Origin of the sequence: Cohnella sp. GCM10012308, from assembly GCF_042649185.1 — a bacterium.
Lineage (GTDB): Bacteria > Bacillota > Bacilli > Paenibacillales > Paenibacillaceae > Cohnella.
In genome coordinates this window covers 497,419-519,767 of the sequence record NZ_JBHRYU010000001.1, presented here as the reverse complement: position 1 = coordinate 519,767, position 22,349 = coordinate 497,419, and the positions used below count along the sequence as shown (strand labels likewise).

Below are 22,349 nucleotides of genomic sequence, written 5' to 3'. Positions count from 1 at the left end.
GGAGAGGGAATTTTGAAATTAAAAATTTATATTTCATCTTTGCTATTTGTTTTAATTGTTAGCTCCTATTTCGTATACAGTTTTTTTTACGGAGATCCGTTTAGAAAACATTATTTTAAAAAATCAGTTCAAGAGTATTTAATTAACAGCTATGAAGAGGAGTTCAAAATAAATAGTATAACGTTCAGTTTTAAAAACTCAACTATTAAAAATCCTGCTTTTTATGCAACGATTAGTATGGAAAGTAATGAAACACAAATATTTAACGTGTATCGAGATGAACAAACAAATAAGTTACAGGACAATGTTTATAGAAATATCTGGGATAAGGAAATATCGTCAGAAGTAAAAATCATATTTGGAAAATATTATACAAATAATGCGATACTTATAAAAAACTATATTCCTAAAGAACCTCCACATGGCAAGAACTCGGTTTATAAAATACCTTTGTATGGTGATTATGCAGCTTCACTTACAGAAGAGAAAAGAGCACTGATTAACATATCCCTTAAAAAGCATTATGAAGAGGGCGATATAGAAAATTTAAATTCAATTATTCAAGAAATAACAAAAGATAGGGTTTACTTCAATATCATCACAATCGACTTTATTAACGATCAGTTTAAGACACTAGCGACATTTAAGATGAATTGGAACCAAGCGATTAGTGTTGATAATCAACATTCAATATTGGCATATCTAAAAAATTGAAATCTTACAATTAATTGAACTCGATAGCTAAAATCAAGTTTTCAAAAAAAGCGACATTCGTATATTGGAGAACGTTCTAGCAAAGAGTAGATCCCACATAAGAGGCGCTCACGATGAAGTATAAGATGAAGCATAAATAGAATCAACGGATTAATAACGAAAGTTACAATAAAATAAGACAAGACACTAACTGAAACGACTTCGGATTACAAATATCTGACTCCTATGAGTTTGATAGTATTGACACTACCACCGCAGCCAGGAAAGCTCTATTCGGAATGCTTGCAGTATTCGCTGAGTTTGAGCGAAATGTTGGACACAAGCTGCATTGAAGGCAGCCAGGGGGAGGAAAGGCGGCAGACCTATTTCCAATCAGAAAAAAGTTGAGCAGGCATTGAAGCTTTATGATGCTCAAGGTCATACAGCTAAAGAAATTGAAGAACTAACAGGGATAAGTCGTGCTTCACTATACAGAGCAATTAAGCGGAGAAGCGAACAAGGAAGTGCTTAAAAAGTTATCCGAATGGATGGCTTTTTTTACTAAGTGGGGGGAGTGGTTATTACCAAAAAGTTAATTTCCTATTATTTAAGACCACATAGCACACTTGAAACTCCAATCACGATTTACATACCCAAAAAAATGATTATACTCGAATTTTCAAAAGGAACTTGTTGACTTGATTTAAGAATACGACTTATTTAAGACCACATAGCACACTTGAAACTCCAATCACGATTTACATACCCAAAAAAATGATTATACTCGAATTTTCAAAAGGAACTTGTTGACTTGATTTAAGAATACGACATTCTAAGAAATTGCAGTCTGAAATTTCGATATCTCCTAAAGGATAGTAAACTTCTCCAATTGAACAATTTCCCATGATTTTTTACTAAAATCCAATATCCCGATTGCTTGAATTCGTTTACCTAGTTTATGTGCATCACAAGCTACCTTATATTGGTCTTCATTAAGTTCAACACGTACACTTCTTTTAGAGCCATCTTCAATATAGTCAATGGTTATAACCCCGTATGCTGTACTTTGGAGCTCCTCCTTTGTACTAAGTTTAGAAATCTTACCTTCAATAATCATCACTTCATTTTCTTGTTCTCTAAAAGCATTAGCAATCATTTTAAGTGTGTGGTAGTCTGCATTGTTGAATTGTATAAATTCCGGAAAATCATTAGATTTTTCAAGATATGAAGAGTATTTTATTCTGGTCTCTATTTTTACGGACTCGTCGTCATTAAAGAGTGCTATTAATGCTTCACAAATGTTCGCATTTAGACCAAACAAATAACCGTTTTTTAAATAATCACCTAGCTTGTAATTAGGCTGATTAAATTTTTTAACCTGTAACATTGAGTTATGAATTCTTTGAACAATTCTTCTTGAGAATGGTGCTGTAGTTAGTCCTTCTTCGCCTACATACAATTCTAAATTTTCATCCTCTAATGAACCTGACTCAATATTCACTATATAGCTACCAACACTAGTTTGACCAAGGCTAAATAATTCTCCAAATTTTTTAGCGCGAAAGGAGGGTCTTTTGAAAAAGGGACGAGGATTTTCTTCTGTGTTGGCTGAGGATATAATTAAATTTTTTAAACCTTGAATAAGTCTAGAAGCATAATTGAGAGGGATTGTTCCATTTTCAGAAAACTTAGAAATAATTCTGATTTCTAAATTGTCACTACTGGGAGAAAGGATTTCTTTAATAATGTCGCTAATTTTTCGATCCTCAATTATACTGAGCGACTCAAGTGTATCGTTCAGCTTAATAGGGTAATCCACGAAAGTTTCTTTGGCTGGAAGTACAACATGAGTACGTGTGTCTTGTGCTGGATCATCATTTAAAGACTTAAAGAAGACGTACATATTTTTATTTGGAAAATCGTAATTTTGATGCCATCCATTTTGAAGTAAATATCGTACAATCTTGTTTAATTCTATTATGCTAGGTTGCATAATTCCTCACCTTTTCTAACTTTACTCATTAACTCAGATAATGCATGCTCAGTTAATATTTGCTCAAGTGGGATACGTATTCTTATAGTATTCTCGTTATTCGTTGGAGGCATTCCTTTTAATGAATACCACCATGCGCAATTTTTTAATATTGTATGATTTGTTGAAATATTTAACCATTGACTTTGGTCACTTGGTAATACAAAAAGAATCAAAATTCTAGGAGTACCTACATCTTCAATTATTAGATCGTTATAGGTCTTTGCTTCTAAATCATATTTCAAGTGGTCTTTTTCATATTCTACGTTTACGGTGCATTTCAATTGGTAGTCAATACTGAATCCACAATCTAAATACCTACCTGGTCTAATAATTTGTACATCTTTTATGGAACCGTCAATGCCATAATCATACTCAGGCTTTGAACAGTTAAAACCGGCCTTATGTGCAACCGCGAGAGTATAAGCACGGCTTAATCCTTCTTTAATGTGTTGTTCAATCATAAGAAATTACACCTCAAAAAACTTTTACTTTCTATTTCTCCATATTTTTTAAGAAACCTTCCTGATATTTAGGGATGATATGACAAATTTCATGATTTCTTAATAGCTATCTCGCAGAAGCTATAAAGATACAAAAAATGGTCGCGAAAATAAGGAGATGTTCCGAAAAAATCCAATTTGTAACAGTTTTCGTTGAAGAGATTCTAGTGTATACGAAAATGAGCATACCGAAATTTATTTTATTGTCATACGAATGCCACCTATATGAAAGGGGAGTTTGCCGGTAACAAAGCAATCGCTCCTATTATTCGCTGTATAACAATTTGCTTAAAGAATCGAGTTGGCCCAGTGCAAATCGGTTCTTTTTATGATGAGGTGATTGCATATTTTTTGTAAATAAAAGCTTATCTAAATCGACGCGTATTTGTACAACTGTCAAAATTATTTTATCGAACTTCACAGTTTGACAATTTTTTCACTTTTTTAATCTTATGATGAATTATCATGGCTGGGATGGAAGAGGGGGGGCCGGATTAAATCCCTACCATGAATCAATCGATAAAGGGGAACGGTATATTCATGAGGTATATTTGGAAATCTTACATTTCGGTTTTGCTCATTATGTCTTTGACTATTACAGCTCTGAGCAATGTTGCAGGTGCGGCGAATAACACTACACGCGAGGTGAAAGTCGCAAATGGAACATCAGTTGAAAAGTCAGTTTATTCGATTGAGGCAAATATTTCACCAGAAGTATCGGCCAAAGTAAAGGAACTTAAAAAAACGGTAAAGAGAGAAGCCAAAGAACTGCAATCCGAAAACAGTAAGCATTACGAATTAAATGATGGTTCTTTTGTTGCAGAGATTTCTTCTGGTACACCTTATTATCAGGATAATGAGGGAGTCTGGCATGATGCTGATACAAAATTAACGGATGAAGCAAACATATATAAGTCAAATGTAAAGATATCAAACGCATTTAAAAATTTAATGGAATCTGAAAAAATGGATTTCAATAACAGGAAGAATTCTAACTACAGGCCCTTACAAGTCCCTTACGATGCAGTTATTCCGAAGGTATATAGCAATGGGTATACAGTAGGGAAAAATAATTCTAGCGTGAAGTTTATTCCTCTCAACACTACTTCTGTCATGGGGTCAATTTACAATGATAGCAGCGTTAAGTATACTAATGTTTGGAAAAATACTGATGTTACTCTCACCGTTTTAAACAATGCAATAAAAGAAGATATTATCTTAAAAAATGCAGATTCACCTACTGTTTTTTCTTTTGAAATTCAGGGCTTAGATGAAACACTGAAAACTGATGATTTAGAGATTCAATCCCCATGGCTAATTGACCAGGACGGTGTCATTAAAAATGTTAAGCAAAAGTTTAGAATAGAAGGCAACAAGAAGATTTTGGATCTGTCCTTCGACCCAACTGATTTAAAATACCCAGTTACAATAGATCCTACAATTATTACTTATGGACACAATGGAATCTATAGTAACATTGCTTTTAGTGGGGGGGATTTCACTCCAACGGGCAATCAAGGGTATTTTGATAGAGGAGGATTTTCTCTTTATAGGTATTATGATTCGTGGAATCGATTGTATTATGGAACAGGAATAATTGAGTTCTATGTGAATCCCTTTCCAACAAACGGAACAAAGGTACAATTTGCTACCTTGACAATGAAATACCATGGGAATGGAATAGCACAAACTTTAGATATGAATTATGCCTTTACCCCTTACCTCTCTAATGCAGTATTTGGATCAATGCCCTCTACTACTGTACAAGGGACAGAAGGCTTTTTATCCATTGATATCACAAATCCTATTAAAGCATGGTTCTCTTCTAATCAAGTGACCAATGCGAATGATTATATAAGATTTAATTTAAGCACTAATTCATTAAATTCATCTTATACTTACGACAATTGGACTCCGAATTATGCACAAATTATTATTGGCTACAACGTCTACGCCCCCGGCACCGCCGCCATCACCGCACCTCAGAGCGGCACCATTGTCGACTCTAATTACAACATTACCTGGAACGCCGCAATCGATCAGGACGATCCACAGTCCAGCTTGAAGTACAATATCCAACTCTCCTCCAACGGGGGATCGACCTGGAGCGATATCGTTCCGTTAACCGCCGCGGGCGCATCCTCTTACACATATAACTTTAGTTCAATCGCCAATACGACGAACGCAATCATTCGTATTCGACCGTTTGACGGAATCGACTATGGCTCGTGGGTACAATCCCCGACATTTACGATCAAACACAACACCGTACAAAATGCGCCAACCGCACTAAACCCTGGCAGCACCAATTCAGCAACCCCTACGTTAGTAGGCACCACAACACCTGCACTAAACTGGACTTTCTCCGATCCGGATGTCGGCGATACGCAGGGACAGTACCAGGTCTTAATCTACAATGGAACTACGTTAATTCGCGATAGCGGATGGGTGAGCTCCAGCGTTGCCTCCTACACGGTGCCTACGAGTACGCTAAGCAGAAACGGGACATACAACTGGCTAGTCCGCACCAAAGACAATAAAGGAGCCATCTCCGCCGACTCGGCAAAGTACTATATTAAAGTCAATAACCTTCCGACGGTCAACGTTACCTCTTATACGAATGGTCAACAGGTAACTGATAATATCCTAACCTTTACCTGGACATATAGCGACGCGGACGGACAGGCAGAGAGCAATTATCAAATCCAGGGCTCGCAGGATAATTGGACGACGGTAGCCTACAACTCTGGTGCGCTTACCGGCAATGCTACGTCTTTTACGACGCCTCCCTTGGCGAGCGGAAACTGGAGCTTTAGAATAACCGCAAAAGACGGTTTGGAATGGTCTGCTGCGGCTATGCGTAGCTTAGTCTTGCCAAACGCATATGAACCGAACGACACGACGGCTCAAGCATACCCAATCAGCTATGCACAGAACTATACCTCTTTGATTTCCACGGCTACGGACGTCGACTTTTACAAGTATACTGCGACAGCGGCTGGCGTCGAAAAGTTTAAACTCACCGTACCGACGGGGCTAAACTATGATGTCTACGTCTATGACGCTTCTATGAACTTGATCGCGGCCGGCATCAGAGGCACGGGACTCGCTGAAGAGATCATCTATAACGTAAATGCAGGTGCTACTTACTATATTAAGATCATTGGTGTCGGAGGCAGCTACAGTACAACAGCCAGCTACGGCTTCTCCTTGAACCGGCAAGCGGCGCAGTATACGACGACGTACCAATACGACGCTAACGGCAATATTACCGGCAAGACCGTGACGATCACAAACTGAGGAGGATTTTGCGTTGAAAAGCTGGTGGGGCAGGATCACTGCCGTATTCATAACGTTAACTCTAATTGCAGGAATTTATCCGGAAGCTGCGGGATTCGCAGCCACGCCATCGTCTACGGGATTAATCGACGTCTCCGAGACACCGATCGAGCCGGCACCTTATTCTATTAATAAGTCAGCTTCGGCCAAAAGTAAAACCATCAGCGAGCTGGGCGACAAGAACTATGCGATTAGCACTGCAGCGAGCACAGTCGTTCCTGACTACAGCTTCGTTAAAACCAAGCCGGACGAGGCCCCCTTTGCGATTAACCTTGGACAGGAGAGCATCTCTACGCTCTCAGGCAGCCTATCGCAGAGCGTAGCCGATCTCTCCCTACCCGGACGGAACGGGTTGGGATTCACGCTTGTGCGTAAATATGATAGCGATGCCTCTCAGCTTAATCAAATGTCGATGTCGTACGGCTACAATGTGACTGTGCCGCCGGCGGAAGAAAAGAGATTTCCGATCGGCAAAGGCTGGACCTGGGATATCTCGTTTATCGAAACAGTTGAATCGACCAAGTATCTACATCTGGCAGGTTCAGGTGTTTTCAAACTCGGTTCGGATTTTTCATTGATGGGCTATCCATGGAAAGACTTGACCTTCGCCACGGATACAACCGTGACGGTATCGGGCTCGACGTCTGCCTATGTCCTCCGGTCGATTCAAAAAGTCAATCAATACTTTAATGCAGACGGACGACTGATTCAGATCTCGGACGCATACAACAATAAAGTTCAGTTTGCTTATAGTACCGATGCGACATATGGGACGGTGCTCACAAGCATTACGGATGCGATCGGCAATAGCATCTCGATTACCTATTCCGCATCGCAAGTGACCTTAACCAAAGGAACACGGCAAGTGGTCTATTATAAGTCGACTCAAAACGGGAAGGAACTCCTGACTCAAGTCGTTGATGTAGCTGGACGCTCTACTACGTACGATTATGATCTGAAGAACGCCATGTTTACCTTATATGATCAGGCTACACCAGCGAGTAATCCCTACGCTCTTCTCACAGGGATTACCTATCCCACTGGGGCAAAGACGATCTTCGAGTACATGCCGCCGATTGTGCGCAAAATCGGAGATTATAATGCGACTAATGAGGTTTACCGCATCAAATCCCGTAAGGATCAATTCATCCAATGGGACAACAGCGTCAAAACCGTCAATGTCACCAATGTCACGTATCCGAGCGGAGATATCGGTTCGGCATACAATGCAGACCTGACCTTTACGGTAGCTTTGAACGATGGTCTGTCCGAAACGACCTTTACCAATGAGAAGGACTACATTGACGAGAACAAGCCGCCGGTCTTTTACAATACGAATATCGTATCGGTATCGAACTACGGCGGGAAGACGTATTCAAACGCCACGGACTACACGTACGAGCGTTACCGCAACTGGCCTGTACCCATTCAGACCAAGACGACCACAAGCGAATCAGGTTCAGCGGGAAGTTACGTCATCGAGACGAGCAATGTTTATGACGATTACGGCAATGTCCTAAGTGCCACCGACCCTAACGGCATACAGACAACGTACACCTATGACACGACTTCCCACTTGCTGGTCGGCGTATCTCAACCGATCAGCGCGACGCAAACGCAGTACACCGAATATGTGCGAAACGCCACATATGGCTCGGTTACTGCAACGCGTGTCCGGAACGGAAATGCGACTGGACCCGTGCTGCAAGAGACGCTCAACAACACATTTGATACCTACGGCAATGTGACGCAGCTCAAGGTACTTCGCGAAGCAGGCCAGTATTCCATTGCGAATATCGGGTACAACACGGCAGCTCCTTATCTGGGTGCTTATCCGACAAGTACCAGTGTTATTGTCAGTGACGCGGACAGCATAGCAACGACGATTACTGCCGGCTATGCGTACAATACAGCCGATGGAACTCTATCCAGTTATACAGACGGCAACAGCAAAGTGACAACGTATCAGTACGATGCGTTAGGACGTACGGTTGGTGCCGTTAAACCAGACAACGGCAACATTAAGATTCAATACTATGATTACAGCAACGAGATTCAGCAAACGGATGAGGCGGGAGTCAAAGTCTACACGCGTTGGGATCCAGTTGGCAGAAAGATCGAAGAGGGCTTTATCGTTAATGGCGATTATAAGCCGAAAGCCAGATACGATTATGATGCGAATGGTCGACTCTTATCCTCCGAAGATGCGCTGGGGAATGATACCTTTTACGGTTACGACCAGTGGAGCCGGCAGAATAAAGTGACCTCTCCTCCAACGTTCGCTTATGACGCACAGGGTAACATCACGCCCGTCTCATCGGCGATCACGACCATGATCTATGATGATCTGAGTAATAAGGCCAAGCGTACAGATGCAGAGGGCTACGCCATTGAGGAAACCTACGATAAGCTGGGGCGAGTACTGACCAAAAAAGAGGCGAAGACGACCGGGGCGCCACTTGTAACGCTGGCTACGTATGCCTACGACTATGTCGGCAACGTCACGTCTGCTTCCGACAATCTGGCGGTAACGAATACGACTTCTTACGCGTATGACATTCTTGGACATCTGACGAGCGTGACGAACGCCAAGAGTGAGACCACTTCGTATCAGTACGATGCCCTCGGCAATCTAAAGCTGATTACGTATCCGGATACCAAGACCTTAGCCAAGACGTACGATGAGATCGGCCGCTTGATTAAGTCGACGGATTCAAATAGTAAGATCGAGAAGTTTTATTACGACAAGAACAGCAACTTGATCCGAACGTTCGATCGTAAAACGGTATGGACCAAGAATACTTACAATGACAGGAACTTCCTGACTAAGCGTGAGATAACCAATATCGATGGCGAGGCTATCGCAGGTGAGGAAGTAATTGAATTTGGCTACGACAAAGCCGGGAAGCGTACGACGATGTCGGATGCGACGGGTCAGACCAGCTATGGTTATGCGGCAGACGGCTCCTTAACCAGCATTGCTTTCCCGGATGCTCGCAAGATCCAATACGACTACGATGCCGTCGGTAATCGGATTGCCATGACGGACCCGTTCGGCTATAACACCTATTATAAGTATGATGCAAAAAACCGTCTGTCCGCGGTCGCATCATCTCTCGACTTTACGAATGATACGGAAGAGAAATACAACTATTTTCAAAATGATCTGACGAAGCAGAAGTTTCAGAAAAACGGTCTCGTCTCCACCTTTGCGTATGATGGTATGCAGATCGGCTCATTAATCGAGAAAAAAGCCGATGGTACGATTGTCAATCAATTTGGATATACCTATGATAACAATGGGAATCAAAAGACTAGGACGGAAAACGGTACGGTAAGCACGTTTGGCTACGATCCGCTGAACCGAATTCAAGATTCGAGCCAATATGGCGAAACCTTTACCTATGACAGCAGGGGCAACCGTACGGGTATGACCTCCAGCAATTTGTTCGATAGCCCGGGAACCGCTAATGTCTATGACAAATGGAATCGCTTGACCTCCGTGACCACGCCAACAGGAACCGTGACGTACAAGTATAATGGCGACGGGCTGCTCTGGGAACGAACCGAAAACGGGCAGACGACGCGTTACTATTGGGACGGAGACCAGGTAGCTGCAGAAGCGACTGTTAGCGGTGGAGTGGCTACGTTTAAAGCACGCTACATCCGTGGTCAGGGACTCATCGCACGCCAAGACGAACAGGCGAAGGCTTACTATCTTCAAAACGGGCACGGCGATGTCGTCGAGCTCAGAGACAGCACAGGCAATACGCGATTGAACAGTTATGCTTACGATCTCTTCGGTAATATTACTTCTGAAATGGAGACCGTAGCTCAACCATTCAAGTATTCGGGGGAGATGACGGATAGTTCAACGAAATTGCAATATCTGCGAGCGCGTTGGTATGATCCAAGCTTGGGACGGTTTATCAATGAGGATACAAATGAGGGGCAGGTAGATGATCCGCTAACGTTGAATTTGTATACGTATGTGGAAAATAACCCTTTAATCAAAGTCGATCCCACAGGAAATTCAAGTGCCAAAACTAGAACTGCTTTGTTTGCTGCAAGGCATCCATTTATCGCAAGCGCAATTGGAAAAGCTGATCCCGGAAAAGGTAAAAAGGATATTACAAATGTTGCTGTAAGATTTTCTACCAATTACTTAGGACTGTCAGAAAATGATGCACACGAAGGTTCGCAAGTTAATGCATTCAGACATGCGTTATGGCAAGCGATGATTACTGTGCAATTTGGTGAGTCTATTGCAAAAGAAGTCGGTGACGCTCACGAAGACAATCCCAATTTACTAAAAAATTTAAATGTAGCTTCGACAAGTTTTAGCTCTATAGCTGAAGCTGATAAAGTAATTGACTTGCTAAACAACAATGCTGGGAGAGCAATCGGATCATATATGGATGAAGAATCATTGAGACAATCCATTGCAATTGCCACACTTCATTATTTTTACGAAATTGGCCTCTATGTGGCTGTAGAACAGTCTGATGGAACATTCAAGATTGTCCAACAAAAACTAACTACCGAACAATTCCAAAAGGCATTAGCGAGATTGCAATCGCTTGATAATAATGGATTTGATCCGGTACAAGCAGCTAAGTTTAAATAGTTAATTTACTTGAAAGATGGTGGATAAGCTATGCCTATAAAATCAAAGTTCTTTGTTTTCAAGTGCTTGTTTATCATAATATTGTTGCTTTTAGGAGGATGTAGGGATAACAAAACTCTTTCAAAATCAATAATAAAAGAGATAGATAGTCAATGTGGTGAGCGCACAGAATGTACCATTTCTATGGAACGAGTTACCAGTTTCGAGTGGGATAAGCTGGTTGTATTTCAAGTTGGGAGTTCCAATAAAGAAGTCAGTAATCATCTTGGTTTTGAATATAACGGTAGCACTGACTTAATGAGTGGTTTAATATTTGTTTTGGATAATAAAATTGTGTTTGAGGAAAAGATTCCTTATAACCCAGAAAAGGGATCGGAATTACAGATTTTGTTTGATGGAAACACGAAAGATCAAAGTAGTGCGGGTTATAATCTTGACAATGCTATTTTTACTTGCAAAAAAAATATAATTGATGGTGTAACATATTATACAATTATCGCAAAGAGTAAGTGATGCGTAATCAGTTTGAACTGAGATTGAAACTACACTAATGTGTCTTTAATGTGTTTTCCGTTTTGGAGTATCGCTCTAAGTTCACACGCTGCATTCTATTTTTCTGTAGTTCGGGCATATTGGGACAGATCAATCTGGAGTCTCCGAGAATAGCGAAAATAATAAGAAAACTAAAGTTGACGTAATACCTTCTTTGCCCCTGAATGGCGAATAAAGACGCTTACGCATCCCGATGTCGCCATTTGGGGGCCTCTTCTTAACCGAATGCTTGTCTGGTGCCCGTTATGGCGTCTGAGCGCCGTTAAAGTGCTGTAACCACGGCTGCCTTCCTCCCTTTATGCCTTTGTTGTCCCCGAAAGAAATGTTATATGAGTTAATTCTCCTGTATGTTCCAGTTCGATGGGGTGTATTCCAGCCCGAATTTCGCTGTTCCTTCCTTTGTTTAGGTAGTTCGCTTCGACGAACGACGAAACCGGATGGAAGAGACGAATGGACAAATGGGAGGGACTGAAGAGACTGGAACTGGAGAACAGCTATAACAGTGCGATGATCCGTAATCGGTGATCGTCTGAAAGTGAAACGCTATGGCTGCATTTTAACGTTGAAAAGAATTTTGGACTGGAACCCACTTGCATCAAAGTGATGGACTTCTACTTAATGAATGAATACTCTCGGACTTCTGTGAGGGGATGAGGGGAGGGATATTTAGGTTTTCTACGATATAGGTGTGTATAATGCAATTTTGAAATTGTAGTTCTCCAATGTATAGTCCTCTTCTTCACTTACTTTAACTGGTCTTTTAGCAATTTAATGAACGGTCTATTAAACATCACTCCGCAGAATGTCAACTGCAATATTAAAAAATTGAAGCAATTGCTGGTTTAATTTTTATCACCGCTTCCCTTATGACTATTTTCGCTACGGCAATGTACAATAGGAAGATCAACTAGGTATAGTGAACTATCCGAAGTTACCACCAGTAAAGTCATCATCGCCTTTTATCTTTTTGATTAGCTCTTTGAGTTCTTCCTTATATAGGGTCAAGATCATTGCAACATTTAAAGCGACTAAAGCTATCGTTAGCGGTTTCTGTTTAATGCCTACGATCATTTCTAATATTACTTCCGTGGAAATTGCAATGTTTGCGCAAAGCATTATCATCCTTACTTTTTTCATAACAATAACCTCCCTTTTAACAATGATTAAGACCTCATTAGTCCCATTTATAGTCCCATTCATTGCGCATGTCTTCAATTTCTTTCAGCCACTCTTTAGCGCGTTCTTTGCTGATCGTTTCACCTGGAAGGTTTAGCAAATCATTAATTTTTGGATGTGCCTTTTTTAAAAACTTACCTTTCACAGTCCTGTTGGTGAGAATTCTACCTTTAACTATTTTCTTCATAATGGTCTCCTCAAGTACAAGGATTAATAATAAATTGCAAAATGAAATTTATCTGTTTCACATCCAAGAAAAATACAATCGATACCACTGGATGACTTCAACGGAGTTAATGGAAAAACGGGGAGAGGTTCATATGCGAATTTATAGTTATAGTAGACTTGGGAAGTTTTATTTTTTCCTGCATTAATAAATGGAAGAAGTCGAGTTTTTTCCAAATCAAAGTCTGGTGTTTGTCCCTTCCCAGTTCCTATTTGCATTAGAGTGTTAAAAGCCCCAATGTTAAACCATCCAAGAACAAATGCGCGTTTTCCTTTGTATCCTTTATTTAATTCACCGCATAACCAGTTATAGTCCTTTTGAAAAGCATCTTTCCATGGCATTTTATTCGATCTTGTATTAAAGCTAGTTGCAAAATTTCTGAGGTATTTAAATTCAATCATAAAATCTTTTTGTTTAATAACGAGATCACGGTTCTGATAATTGTAGTTTGCCATACGACCAAAGTGTCCACCCAACATGTGCGATAAATTAGCTTCACTAAATTCTAGATCTGCAAATTCCTTTATTCTATTTCTTGATGCACCTTCAAATTTAAAATTAAATTCATCGATAACCAATAAACAAGGTGCTATTAAATATTTATTAATCATAAAAACCCCCACGTTTTATTAAGTCAAGGTGATTATATATCAACTAGAATAAAAAGTAAATAATACCAAACGCAGTATATAATAGTGTAATTATAATAGACCTCATTCCATAATATAATAAATAAAGTAATTATTAAATTTTATAGAAGAAAGGGTATGAATCAGAGTTATTTAGAGGACCTCGGGATAGTGGACTAGCACCCTTTACCCAATAAGGCTACTCCAAGTGATAATTGACAATATGAAAAAGCGCATTTAAACTGTAAAAGTAGCACACATGATTTCAGTAAAAATATGGAGCGTTATTATTTGATCCTGTGTTGCTAGTGAAAAGATAAGTAGTTAGATGGAGTATTATCAAGCTTTTATCGGAATTGGCAGACGCACAGGACTTAAAATCCTGCGATGGGTGACCATCGTACGGGTTCGACCCCCGTCCTCGGCATTTTGTTTTAATAGACTGCTGGGGTTGACGTTGTCGACAACGGAAGTCTTACGGTACGAATGCAATCCTACATACGACTATCAACACGCTCCATTTCGTTCATTCGCGTATCTCGCGACTGCATGAAATGGAGCGTTTTCGTTTGCGTTACATCCGGTCACACCCGACAAATGGTCGTTAGAAAGCTCTCATTTTTCGTTTAGGCTCACCTGGGACGGGTACATATACCGTGGGCAGGCAAGCCCGATAAACCCAAAGGAGTGATTCTGAATGGCACGCAACGACGACAACAAGATGAGCCGCGAGGAAGCAGGACGTATGGGTGGAGAAGCAACTTCAAGGGCGCATGACAGGGACTTTTACCAAGAAATCGGAGAAAAGGGCGGCGAAGCCCGCGGCGGCAGCAACAACCGCAGCCAAAGCGACGATCGCGACGGCATGAGCCGCGAAGAGGCAGGCCGCAAAGGCGGACGCTCCTGATCGAACGATCCAATGTGAATGGATGCAAGCAATCGTAAAATAGCATGACCTGCAAAGCGCTGAATGCGGCCTCCGCATTCGGCGCTTTGCTATTTTGCCGAAAACGTCTGAATAAGTTCGAGCTCAATTTAAACCGGTGATGAATTTATCCGGCGAACAATTCGTCTTCCGTTACCCAACGATGATCTTTTACCGTATTTTCGCCGGAGGTCGGTTGGTAGTCTACTGAATAGACCGTCCCCTCCACGGCGAGATCGATGGTGGCCTTGGCGCCCATCATGCCTGCCATATGGTCTGTGTTTAAGATGACCGTATCGCCGGGGGCGTAGGGTTTCCCGCCAGCATCTTTTATCTCTTCCTGGATGACCCACTTGTGCTCGTGCACGGTCTTGCCGCCCTTGGATGGCTTGTAGGTTACCGCGTATATCGTTGTTGCGTACGCACCGGAAACGGTCCCTTGGGCGCCGTTCATCCCTTCCATATGATCGGAATGAATCGTAATCTTGCTTCCGACCGGGAACGCCGGGGCATGCGCTTCCTTTAAGTTCGGAATGATTGTAGAACTGGAATGTGACTGGTGGTGCATGCCTTTCATGCCGCCCTCGACATCGCCGTTCGCGCAGCCGCTTAATGCGAGTGAAGCTGATAAACCGAGGATAACCAACCGTTTTTTCATCATGTACGTCTCCTTTTTTAACTATAATATACCATACCCTGCATGGGTATATTAAAATGCATTTTTAATTCAATTGCAAATTCAATTGCAAATTCAATTGCAAACGGTTCATGCTCGCATCCTTTAATTCCGGCAGGAAATCCGACTCCGGCGTTGAATTGATGAAAGGGTAATGAATAAGCAGTCCTTTGCGAAGTGAAGAGGAAGCGGGGTATTACGGCATGATGAAGCAATATGCGATCGATCTGGCCAAAAAACTGTTCAGGGAGCACGAGCGGTCGTACTTCGTCATTCAGGAAGAGGGCGCCGATTCTTACAGGGTCGTGGAGAAGGCGGAGAAGGATGAGAAGCAGCTGAACCGGTATGTCGTATTCAGCATCGAGGTTTAATAAAGGAACGGCTCCGTTCGCGCTTGATGCGCGGCGGAGCCGTTTATTATTGCCCCAGTCCGATGGCGGCTGCGAACTCGCGCTGCAGCCTGCGCGTGATCGGGCCCGGTTTGCCGTCTCCCACCTCGCGGCCGTCCACGGCTACGATCGGCGTGATCTCCACGGTCGTGCCCGTCACGAACGCCTCGTCGGCCTCGTATAACTCGTCCAGAGAAAAGGGGCGCTCCTGGGTAGGGATCTCCGCGTCCAGCGCCAGGTGAAGCGCCACGGCGCGCGTGACGCCGTGCAGAATCAGGTTGTTCGCGGGATGCGTAATAACCGTGCCGTCTTTGACGATCATAACGTTAGAAGCGCTGCTTTCGGTAACGGTGCCGCCCCGGTGCAGAACGGCATCCGCGGCTCCGCGGTCCGCCGCTTCCTGCTTCGCGAGTACGTTGGCCAGCAGGTTAAGCGTCTTGTAGTTGCAGTGCAGCCAGCGGATATCCTCGAGCGTGACGACCGATATCCCTTGATCCATCGTTTGAACGGGACGCGATACCTCCCGCGTATAAGCGAGCGCGACGGGGGCGGCGCCGGCAGGGAAGAGATGGTTGCGCGGGGCGGCGCCGCGCGTGATTTGCAAATATACCGTGCCTTCGGACAGCGCGTTCCGCTCCACTAACTCGAACATTGCCGCACGCAGTCCGTCGATTCCCCAGGGCAGCGCCAGCTTAAGTCCTTCTGCGCTGAGCCGCAGCCGCTCGAAGTGCGCTTCGGCCTCGAACAAGTGGCCGCCATAAACGCGGAACACCTCGTAGATGCCGTCTCCGAAATTATAGCCGCGGTCATGCGGCGAGATTCGCACTTCCTCCTCGGGCAGGAATGCGTTGTCGTGCCAGTAGATCGAAGTCATGGGCGCAGCTCCTTTTCCTTTTGGGCGAACAGATCGATTCTGATATAATAGAATCGCTTCATAGCTATCATAAATCAGGAGGCGTGCCTCATGCCAGCGGTGTTCAAAAACGATTGGGAGTCCCTGCTACAGCCCGAATTGGGCAAACCCTATTATAAAACGTTAAAAACGCAATTGGCGGCCGAGTACCGCGAGCGGACGGTCTTCCCGGACATGCACCATATTTTCGAGGCGCTTCATCTGACTTCCTATCGGGATGCGAAGGTGGTCATCCTGGGGCAGGATCCATATCACGGTGCGGGGCAGGCGCACGGTCTCAGCTTTTCCGTACTGCCGGGCGTGAAGCAGCCGCCGTCGCTTCGCAATATTTTCAAGGAGCTTCAGAGCGACCTCGGATGCCCGGTTCCACCCCACGGCAATTTGTCGTATTGGGCGAAGCAGGGCGTCCTGCTGCTCAACGCGGTACTAACGGTGCGGGAAGGCGAGGCCAACTCTCATAAGGGGCTAGGCTGGGAGAGGTTCACCGACGCCGTCGTAGCGGCGTTGAACGAGCGGGAGGAGCCTCTCGTGTTCATCTTGTGGGGTAGCCATGCGCAGAAAAAGGCGGCATTTATCGATAATCGCAAGCATTTCGTGATCGCTTCGGCGCATCCGAGCCCCTTGTCCGCCCATAACGGCTTTTTTGGCAGCCGGCCTTTCTCCAAAGCGAACGAATACCTGGAGCAAGCCGGTCTTGAGCCGATCGATTGGTGCGTGCCCGAGCTGGCGGCTGGAGAGCGGGAGCTTATGCGCCGGGAGACGGCGGCGTCGGCGGAGAGAATCGATACGACCGGGCGGGAATAAATCGCTGCATGCAAAAAAACGAAGAGCCGTCGGGGGATTCCCGGGCGGCTCTTTTGTACGGAATGGTACTATTTCGCCGCGCCGCCGAGAACGGGGGTGTAGGCGTTGCTTACATAGACGGACGCGCTGACGGTCGTAATCACTTGCGGATAGAATTTCTCCGGATCGGGCTTGACGACCCGATAGGTTACGATTGCCTGCTTATCCTTAAACGCAACGTTCGTGATCTCGATGCCGTAGCCAGGATGCGGTGCTTGGGCGGAGATCGTGACCTTCGTCGCTTCGCTGCCGTACGCTTCGGTCGTCAGCTTAACTTCAGTCAGCGGAGAGGCTGGTTGCTCGGGCTCCGCAGGCGGCACGGGCTGCGTGTTTTTGACGAACGCGAGCGCCTTGGCGAGGATGACCGCGGCTTCGCTGCGGGTGATGGCGTCCTTCGGACGGAACTTCCCGTTGTCGAGAGACGCGATTTTGCCGACGAGAAGCTTTTGGACGCTATCCATGTAGCCTTTCGTGACCTTATCTTCGTCCTTGAACGTTTGGTACATTTCGATCCAGGCATAATCGCCCTTCTTGCTGATCGCCTTAAAAATCCAGTGCGCGAATTGCTCGCGCGTGACTTTGCCGTTCGGGTCGATGTCGCGCGGGATCTCGAGGCCGTTCAGGTTGGCGATGATAAAGGCTTTGGCATAATACGCGTCGTCCTTGACCTTCGTAAAGAAGTCGCTTGCTTTGGGCTCCTTGATAAAGCGGATGTTGTCGATGTTGAGCCCGAAGCCGTTCACGATAAGCAAGACGGCCGATTGCGCAGTAAGCGCGCTTTTCGGCTTGAACATCCCGCTGCCGTCGCCTTTGATCAGGCCTTTCTTTTGAAGCTGCTCGATGTAGCTTTTGCCGGCGTCCTTGTCAATATCGTTGAAGGCGAACGCGGAGCCGCTTGCGGACAGGGTGAACAGCAAAACGGCGAGTAGAACGAACAAGCTCTTGTACGATTTTTTCATAATCGTGTCCTCCTTGTATGGATTGTTTTTCCCGAACGGTCAACCACTCAAACGCAAGCGTGCGGCGAAAGGTTGCAGCAAATAAAAAGGAAGCCTCAAGGGCTTCAGGTCGCTAGCGGTCATGAAATAAAGCTATATCTACATTGGACCTCAGACTGCGGCTTGATTTTCTTTCCCGTCATTTCGAAGCCGGACCCTGTTCTTCGTCCCGCCGTTGAACTTGCCTGCGATTCGTCTGCCCAGCTCGATTGATGGCAGCTCGATAAATTTATAGCCCAGGTAACCCGCGGCGAAGGATATGGCGACCGCCGAAGGGAGTAAGAGATAAAATGAGGCGCGGCCATAGAAATAATGCATAAAGGAGAGCAGGATCAGGAAGTGGTACAAATACAGGCTAAACGAAATTTTACCGAGAAAAACAGGCGTTTTGCGCGTAAGCCAAAAGGTTGCCCGGGGCGATGAGAGGGACAAGACGAGAAGGGCGCACACGCCGACAGCATACAAGTAGTCTCCGGCCATCCAACCATAAGGGAACGTCGCTTGGACGCCTGCCAGACTTTTCGCGACGAAATAACTGTAATTATAAACGACAAAACCGGCGATCCATAAAGCCCAACGGATATGCGCGAGGCGTCTGCCGATAAAATCGATGAGCTCGCTTTTGTATTTGGCGATGAGCATGCCGAGAATAAAGAAGCACAAGTAATGAAGCGTGTCGCCTGCGTTGATATGGGCATATGAGATCGTCAGTGCGGACAATACGGATAGCGCCGGAAGCGCCATTAAGGTTGCTCCCCATTTACGGGCCATTAAGATCAAGACAACGAAAGGGAAGACAATCGAGATCCGCATTTCATGGACGAGCGTCCAGATTACGCCGTTCAAATCGACGGTTCTAAAAGGGCCGATCGCGATCGCATGATTGACGATTTCTTTGGCGGTGAGCGAATGCGTCCAATTGGCATTGTATGCGGGCGCGAACAGGTCGCTTTGGAATTTGGGGGCGAAGGCCAGCAAAGGTATTGCAGCCGCGATACTTATGATATAGGGCACATATATTCTGAAAAAACGTTTCACGATATAGCTGCCGTAAGCGACCTTCCGGCTGCCGAGAATGGGCAGGGAGAGGACGAAGCCGCTGAGCACGAAAAAGAAGATGACGGCCGCATGCCCGTTCAAAAGAAAAGCGAATGGGGAAAAGGGGGAGTCGAAGAGCAGGGTTTCCCATGTCGAATGCTCCGCATGAACCGCGTAAACATGCCCAAGCAGGACAATCGCCGCGGCTAACCCTCTAAGCGCATCCAATTGTAAGTAACGATTTTTCATTAAGTAAGCTCCTCCGAAGAGATGATGGATACATTTTGTATCATTTTCCGAAGATTGTCAACGCTGGTTTGCGATTCGAAAATAAAAAAGAGCTCTCGATCGAATCGAGAACTCTGTGTCGTTAAGTATGGTGATCTGAACAGGGATCGAACCTGTGACCCCTACCCTGTCAAGGTAGTGCTCTCCCAGCTGAGCTATCAGATCATGTTTGGTGGCGACTTGATTGATTATAGAGGAAGATTATCGCCGTGTAAAGTGTTTTTGAAAAAAAATATTCGAAGCTCCAAATCGGCGAGTCGACTGATCGCCGACCCGCGATTTGGAGGCGGCCGCATTACGTATTTTTTTTGGCTTCGGCAGTCCAGGAGCGGTTGACTTGCTGCTTGAGGTGGACGCGTTCCTTATCGAGCAGCTTGTCGATCAGCTGATCCTCGCTCATGCCTTTGGTTTTGCCGATCTGGGCGATCGACTTGCCTTTCTTGAGCTCGTCGATCAACTGAGCCGGCGTCATGCCCAGAACCTCGGCCATGTCGTTCAGGCGGCGCTGGTGCTTGCGGCCGTGGTGATGACCTTCGCGGTGCACGCGTTCTGCGTTCGGTACCGGCGCGGCAGCAGCGGGCGTTTGAGACTGCCGGGAGACTGCGGGATCGCTTCCGGCCGGAGTCTCGGCACTGGCCTTGCCTGCCATCGTGGGGGAGGCGAGCGCCAGCAGCAGCGTCGCTGCGAGCAGCGCGTTGCGGCGAGAAGTTTTTAACATGGTGAATTCCCTCCTTCGGATGTTATTGTGAGCAGGAGAGCCTGACTTTAAACGGGGTGAAAAGAAATGGCAGGAAAAATCGACCGCGGTGGAGCGTGAACGAAGGGAGGCGCCGTATAAAACGAAAAAAGAAGAGAGATGAAGAGAGAAGGTGAAATGAAAATAAAAAGAAGCCCTGCAACGCAAGGCTTCTGTCATTGAAAAGTATGGTGATCTGAACAGGGATCGAACCTGTGACCCCTACCCTGTCAAGGTAGTGCTCTCCCAGCTGAGCTATCAGATCGTATCGGAATCGGAAGGACTTTTATATAATAGCAAGACAAGCTATCGAAGTCAATAACTTTTTTCGTTTGAATTTTCGCCGCTTCGGGATGATTCGCTTAATCGCCGCGTAAACTGGGAATACCGGCAACTAAGGCTAGTATGGACAGAATCGGAGGCGCTTCCCGGGAATGGACAATATCCCGTTGTTAACGCTATGGCTCGTCTTGCTGTTCGGGCTGATCGGCACGGTGCTGATTGCGGTCGTGCGGCTGCTCGATCGCGAAGGATAGAAGCGGCACTATCGGTACAGACTGGGGATATCCGAGAGAAGAAAAGAGGAATCCCCGATGAACGTTCGCAATCGTGGCCGCGCTCGTGCGGCCAAGTTATTGATTATTGCCGGAGCTTCTGCAACGCTTGCCGGCTGCAGCCTGTTTCCCAAGCCGGAAGATACGGCTCCCGTGTTAACGACCGTCTATGCGCCGTCCGTAGAGAATGACGTCTATTCGTCGTTGTCGCCTTCCCACTTTTTGGAGTAAGCTTTTTTCGTTACCCATATCGTCAGCCAGATAATGATGGCTACGATGATGGCAGCCCCGATCCACAAGCCTGTCAAGTTGGTTCTCCTCCTTCTTGCATGAAGCGTCTTAAGTTAAAAGCTGTACAAGCGGTGTTGTTCGACGAACTTCATCTCGCCGCTGCGGCCGACGTAAGCCGGTTGCGCATCTCCGTAATGCATCAGATAGATTTTGCGCTGCAAATCCTCAGGCAGCGTCAACAGCTGAGGAAGACAAGTATGTACGACGCCCGGCGGCTCCAGCTGGCAGTCGTGGAAAATCGTCTCCACGCCGCGCTCGGCGACAAGCTGCCGGAGCAGCTCGGGCTCGAAAATCATGTCGGACGAGTAGAAGAAGGACGGTCCGAATAAGATGGAGTAACTGAGCTTCCCCGGAATATGCGGCGTGCGGAGCAGCTCTGCAGTGAGTCCGGGCAGCACCTCGTATGCCGTCCCTTCCTGCAGCGGCCGGACGTCGAAATAATCGGACAGCGAGAGCAAGCCTTCTTGCTCGAGTCCGCCCCGAAGCGAATGCTCCCACAATATGCCGGTCAACGAATCTGCGATATATAAAGGAATCCGCCGTTTGAACTGGAACTTTAGTTGAAAGGCGAGCTCCTCAAGTCCGCCGACGTGATCCGCGTGAATATGGGTGATCAGCACGCCGTCGAGTTCCGGCAGGGCGATGCCGAGCTTGCGCATGGCGACATGCGCGGTCGTCCCGCAGTCGAGCAGGAGCTTCTTGCCCCCCGCGTACACGATGGCGTTATTATTGTAAAATTCCTTGGCGAACGCGCTTCCGCAACCCAGCATCCGAATATCCATCAGCAGCCTCCCGTGACCAGTCCCTACGAGCACCCGACCGTAAATTCTAAATTACTGTACCATAATTTATGAGGTAGCAGAAGATGTCAATTCCCATACCGGACCGGCAGTGGCGTCCGGGCGTCTGCATGCATAAATT

The 22,349-nt window shown here is 45.4% G+C and carries 19 protein-coding genes and 3 tRNA genes; 9 read left to right on the top strand and 13 right to left on the bottom strand.

The genetic code is table 11. The features are described from left to right. Nucleotides 1-12: 12 nt before the first annotated feature. Both ACFOTD_RS02420 and ACFOTD_RS02415 read left to right on the top strand, forming a co-directional pair. The gene (locus tag ACFOTD_RS02420) at nt 13-714 is read left to right on the top strand and encodes a YfjL-like protein (protein ID WP_378115360.1); all 702 of its coding nucleotides are present in this window, start codon (nt 13-15) and stop codon (nt 712-714) included. A 328-nt stretch (nt 715-1,042) separates the two neighbouring features. Further along, the gene (locus ACFOTD_RS02415; RefSeq protein WP_378115358.1) at nt 1,043-1,225 is read left to right on the top strand and encodes a helix-turn-helix domain-containing protein; all 183 of its coding nucleotides are present in this window, start codon (nt 1,043-1,045) and stop codon (nt 1,223-1,225) included. A gap of 333 nt (nt 1,226-1,558) precedes the next feature. Here ACFOTD_RS02415 and ACFOTD_RS02410 read toward each other — a convergent pair whose 3' ends face one another. Then, nucleotides 1,559-2,686 carry a hypothetical protein gene (locus ACFOTD_RS02410; protein ID WP_378115356.1) on the bottom strand — a complete coding sequence of 376 codons (1,128 nt, stop codon included), beginning with the start codon at nt 2,684-2,686 and terminating at the stop codon, nt 1,559-1,561. Further along, nucleotides 2,671-3,189: a DUF4365 domain-containing protein gene (locus ACFOTD_RS02405; protein WP_378115354.1), complete on the bottom strand. Its 519-nt coding sequence runs from the start codon at nt 3,187-3,189 to the stop codon at nt 2,671-2,673. Before ACFOTD_RS02405 ends, ACFOTD_RS02410 begins: the two co-directional genes overlap by 16 nt. A 579-nt stretch (nt 3,190-3,768) precedes the next feature. On the opposite strand from ACFOTD_RS02405, the gene ACFOTD_RS02400 reads away from it, so the two are divergent. From ACFOTD_RS02400 to ACFOTD_RS02390, 3 genes are read left to right on the top strand one after another with little or no spacing between them, the layout of a single operon-like run. Then, on the top strand, nt 3,769-6,528 hold the full coding sequence (locus ACFOTD_RS02400) for a glycoside hydrolase family 78 protein (protein WP_378115352.1): 2,760 nt from the start codon (nt 3,769-3,771) through the stop codon (nt 6,526-6,528). A gap of 13 nt (nt 6,529-6,541) precedes the next feature. Beyond that, nucleotides 6,542-11,194 (top strand): RHS repeat domain-containing protein, encoded by a 4,653-nt coding sequence (locus ACFOTD_RS02395; protein ID WP_378115350.1) that lies wholly within the window; start codon nt 6,542-6,544, stop codon nt 11,192-11,194. Between the two features lie 30 nt (nt 11,195-11,224). Beyond that, nucleotides 11,225-11,707 carry a hypothetical protein gene (locus tag ACFOTD_RS02390; protein WP_378115348.1) on the top strand — a complete coding sequence of 161 codons (483 nt, stop codon included), beginning with the start codon at nt 11,225-11,227 and terminating at the stop codon, nt 11,705-11,707. 960 nt (nt 11,708-12,667) lie between these two features. Here the strand turns inward: ACFOTD_RS02390 and ACFOTD_RS02385 are convergent. The 3 genes from ACFOTD_RS02385 to ACFOTD_RS02375 are packed head-to-tail and all read right to left on the bottom strand — an operon-like array spanning nt 12,668 to nt 13,759. Further along, the gene (locus ACFOTD_RS02385; protein ID WP_378115346.1) at nt 12,668-12,883 is read right to left on the bottom strand and encodes a hypothetical protein; all 216 of its coding nucleotides are present in this window, start codon (nt 12,881-12,883) and stop codon (nt 12,668-12,670) included. 37 nt (nt 12,884-12,920) lie between these two features. Continuing rightward, nucleotides 12,921-13,109: a hypothetical protein gene (locus ACFOTD_RS02380; RefSeq protein WP_378115344.1), complete on the bottom strand. Its 189-nt coding sequence runs from the start codon at nt 13,107-13,109 to the stop codon at nt 12,921-12,923. A gap of 23 nt (nt 13,110-13,132) precedes the next feature. Further along, on the bottom strand, nt 13,133-13,759 hold the full coding sequence (locus ACFOTD_RS02375; protein WP_378115342.1) for a hypothetical protein: 627 nt from the start codon (nt 13,757-13,759) through the stop codon (nt 13,133-13,135). A gap of 367 nt (nt 13,760-14,126) precedes the next feature. On the opposite strand from ACFOTD_RS02375, the gene ACFOTD_RS02370 reads away from it, so the two are divergent. Next, nucleotides 14,127-14,201, top strand: a tRNA-Leu gene (locus tag ACFOTD_RS02370). A gap of 273 nt (nt 14,202-14,474) precedes the next feature. Further along, on the top strand, nt 14,475-14,684 hold the full coding sequence (locus ACFOTD_RS02365) for a KGG domain-containing protein (protein ID WP_378115340.1): 210 nt from the start codon (nt 14,475-14,477) through the stop codon (nt 14,682-14,684). A gap of 145 nt (nt 14,685-14,829) precedes the next feature. Here ACFOTD_RS02365 and ACFOTD_RS02360 read toward each other — a convergent pair whose 3' ends face one another. After that, nucleotides 14,830-15,360 carry a YdhK family protein gene (locus tag ACFOTD_RS02360; RefSeq protein WP_378115338.1) on the bottom strand — a complete coding sequence of 177 codons (531 nt, stop codon included), beginning with the start codon at nt 15,358-15,360 and terminating at the stop codon, nt 14,830-14,832. A gap of 221 nt (nt 15,361-15,581) precedes the next feature. On the opposite strand from ACFOTD_RS02360, the gene ACFOTD_RS02355 reads away from it, so the two are divergent. Next, on the top strand, nt 15,582-15,749 hold the full coding sequence (locus tag ACFOTD_RS02355; protein WP_378115336.1) for a hypothetical protein: 168 nt from the start codon (nt 15,582-15,584) through the stop codon (nt 15,747-15,749). A 46-nt stretch (nt 15,750-15,795) separates the two neighbouring features. Here ACFOTD_RS02355 and dat read toward each other — a convergent pair whose 3' ends face one another. Then, entirely contained in the window at nt 15,796-16,641 is an 846-nt protein-coding gene (dat, locus tag ACFOTD_RS02350; RefSeq protein WP_378115334.1) for a D-amino-acid transaminase, read from the bottom strand. A gap of 90 nt (nt 16,642-16,731) precedes the next feature. Here dat and ACFOTD_RS02345 point away from each other — a divergent pair, with 90 nt between their 5' ends. Beyond that, entirely contained in the window at nt 16,732-17,484 is a 753-nt protein-coding gene (locus ACFOTD_RS02345) for a uracil-DNA glycosylase (RefSeq protein WP_378115332.1), read from the top strand. A 68-nt stretch (nt 17,485-17,552) separates the two neighbouring features. Here ACFOTD_RS02345 and ACFOTD_RS02340 read toward each other — a convergent pair whose 3' ends face one another. The 6 genes from ACFOTD_RS02340 to ACFOTD_RS02315 form a co-directional block, all read right to left on the bottom strand. After that, nucleotides 17,553-18,482, bottom strand: a complete 930-nt coding sequence (locus ACFOTD_RS02340) for an S-layer homology domain-containing protein (RefSeq protein WP_378115330.1) — start codon at nt 18,480-18,482, stop codon at nt 17,553-17,555. A 150-nt stretch (nt 18,483-18,632) separates the two neighbouring features. Next, a complete protein-coding gene (locus ACFOTD_RS02335; protein WP_378115328.1) occupies nt 18,633-19,808 on the bottom strand; it encodes an acyltransferase family protein in 1,176 nt (391 codons plus the stop codon). Between the two features lie 128 nt (nt 19,809-19,936). Continuing rightward, nucleotides 19,937-20,012: transfer RNA gene (locus ACFOTD_RS02330), tRNA-Val, on the bottom strand. A gap of 130 nt (nt 20,013-20,142) precedes the next feature. After that, entirely contained in the window at nt 20,143-20,565 is a 423-nt protein-coding gene (locus tag ACFOTD_RS02325) for a hypothetical protein (protein ID WP_378115326.1), read from the bottom strand. A gap of 207 nt (nt 20,566-20,772) precedes the next feature. Continuing rightward, a tRNA-Val gene (locus ACFOTD_RS02320) sits at nt 20,773-20,848 on the bottom strand. 633 nt (nt 20,849-21,481) lie between these two features. Beyond that, nucleotides 21,482-22,216, bottom strand: coding sequence for an MBL fold metallo-hydrolase (locus tag ACFOTD_RS02315; protein WP_378115690.1), 735 nt, complete (start codon nt 22,214-22,216; stop codon nt 21,482-21,484). Nucleotides 22,217-22,349 lie beyond the last annotated feature (133 nt).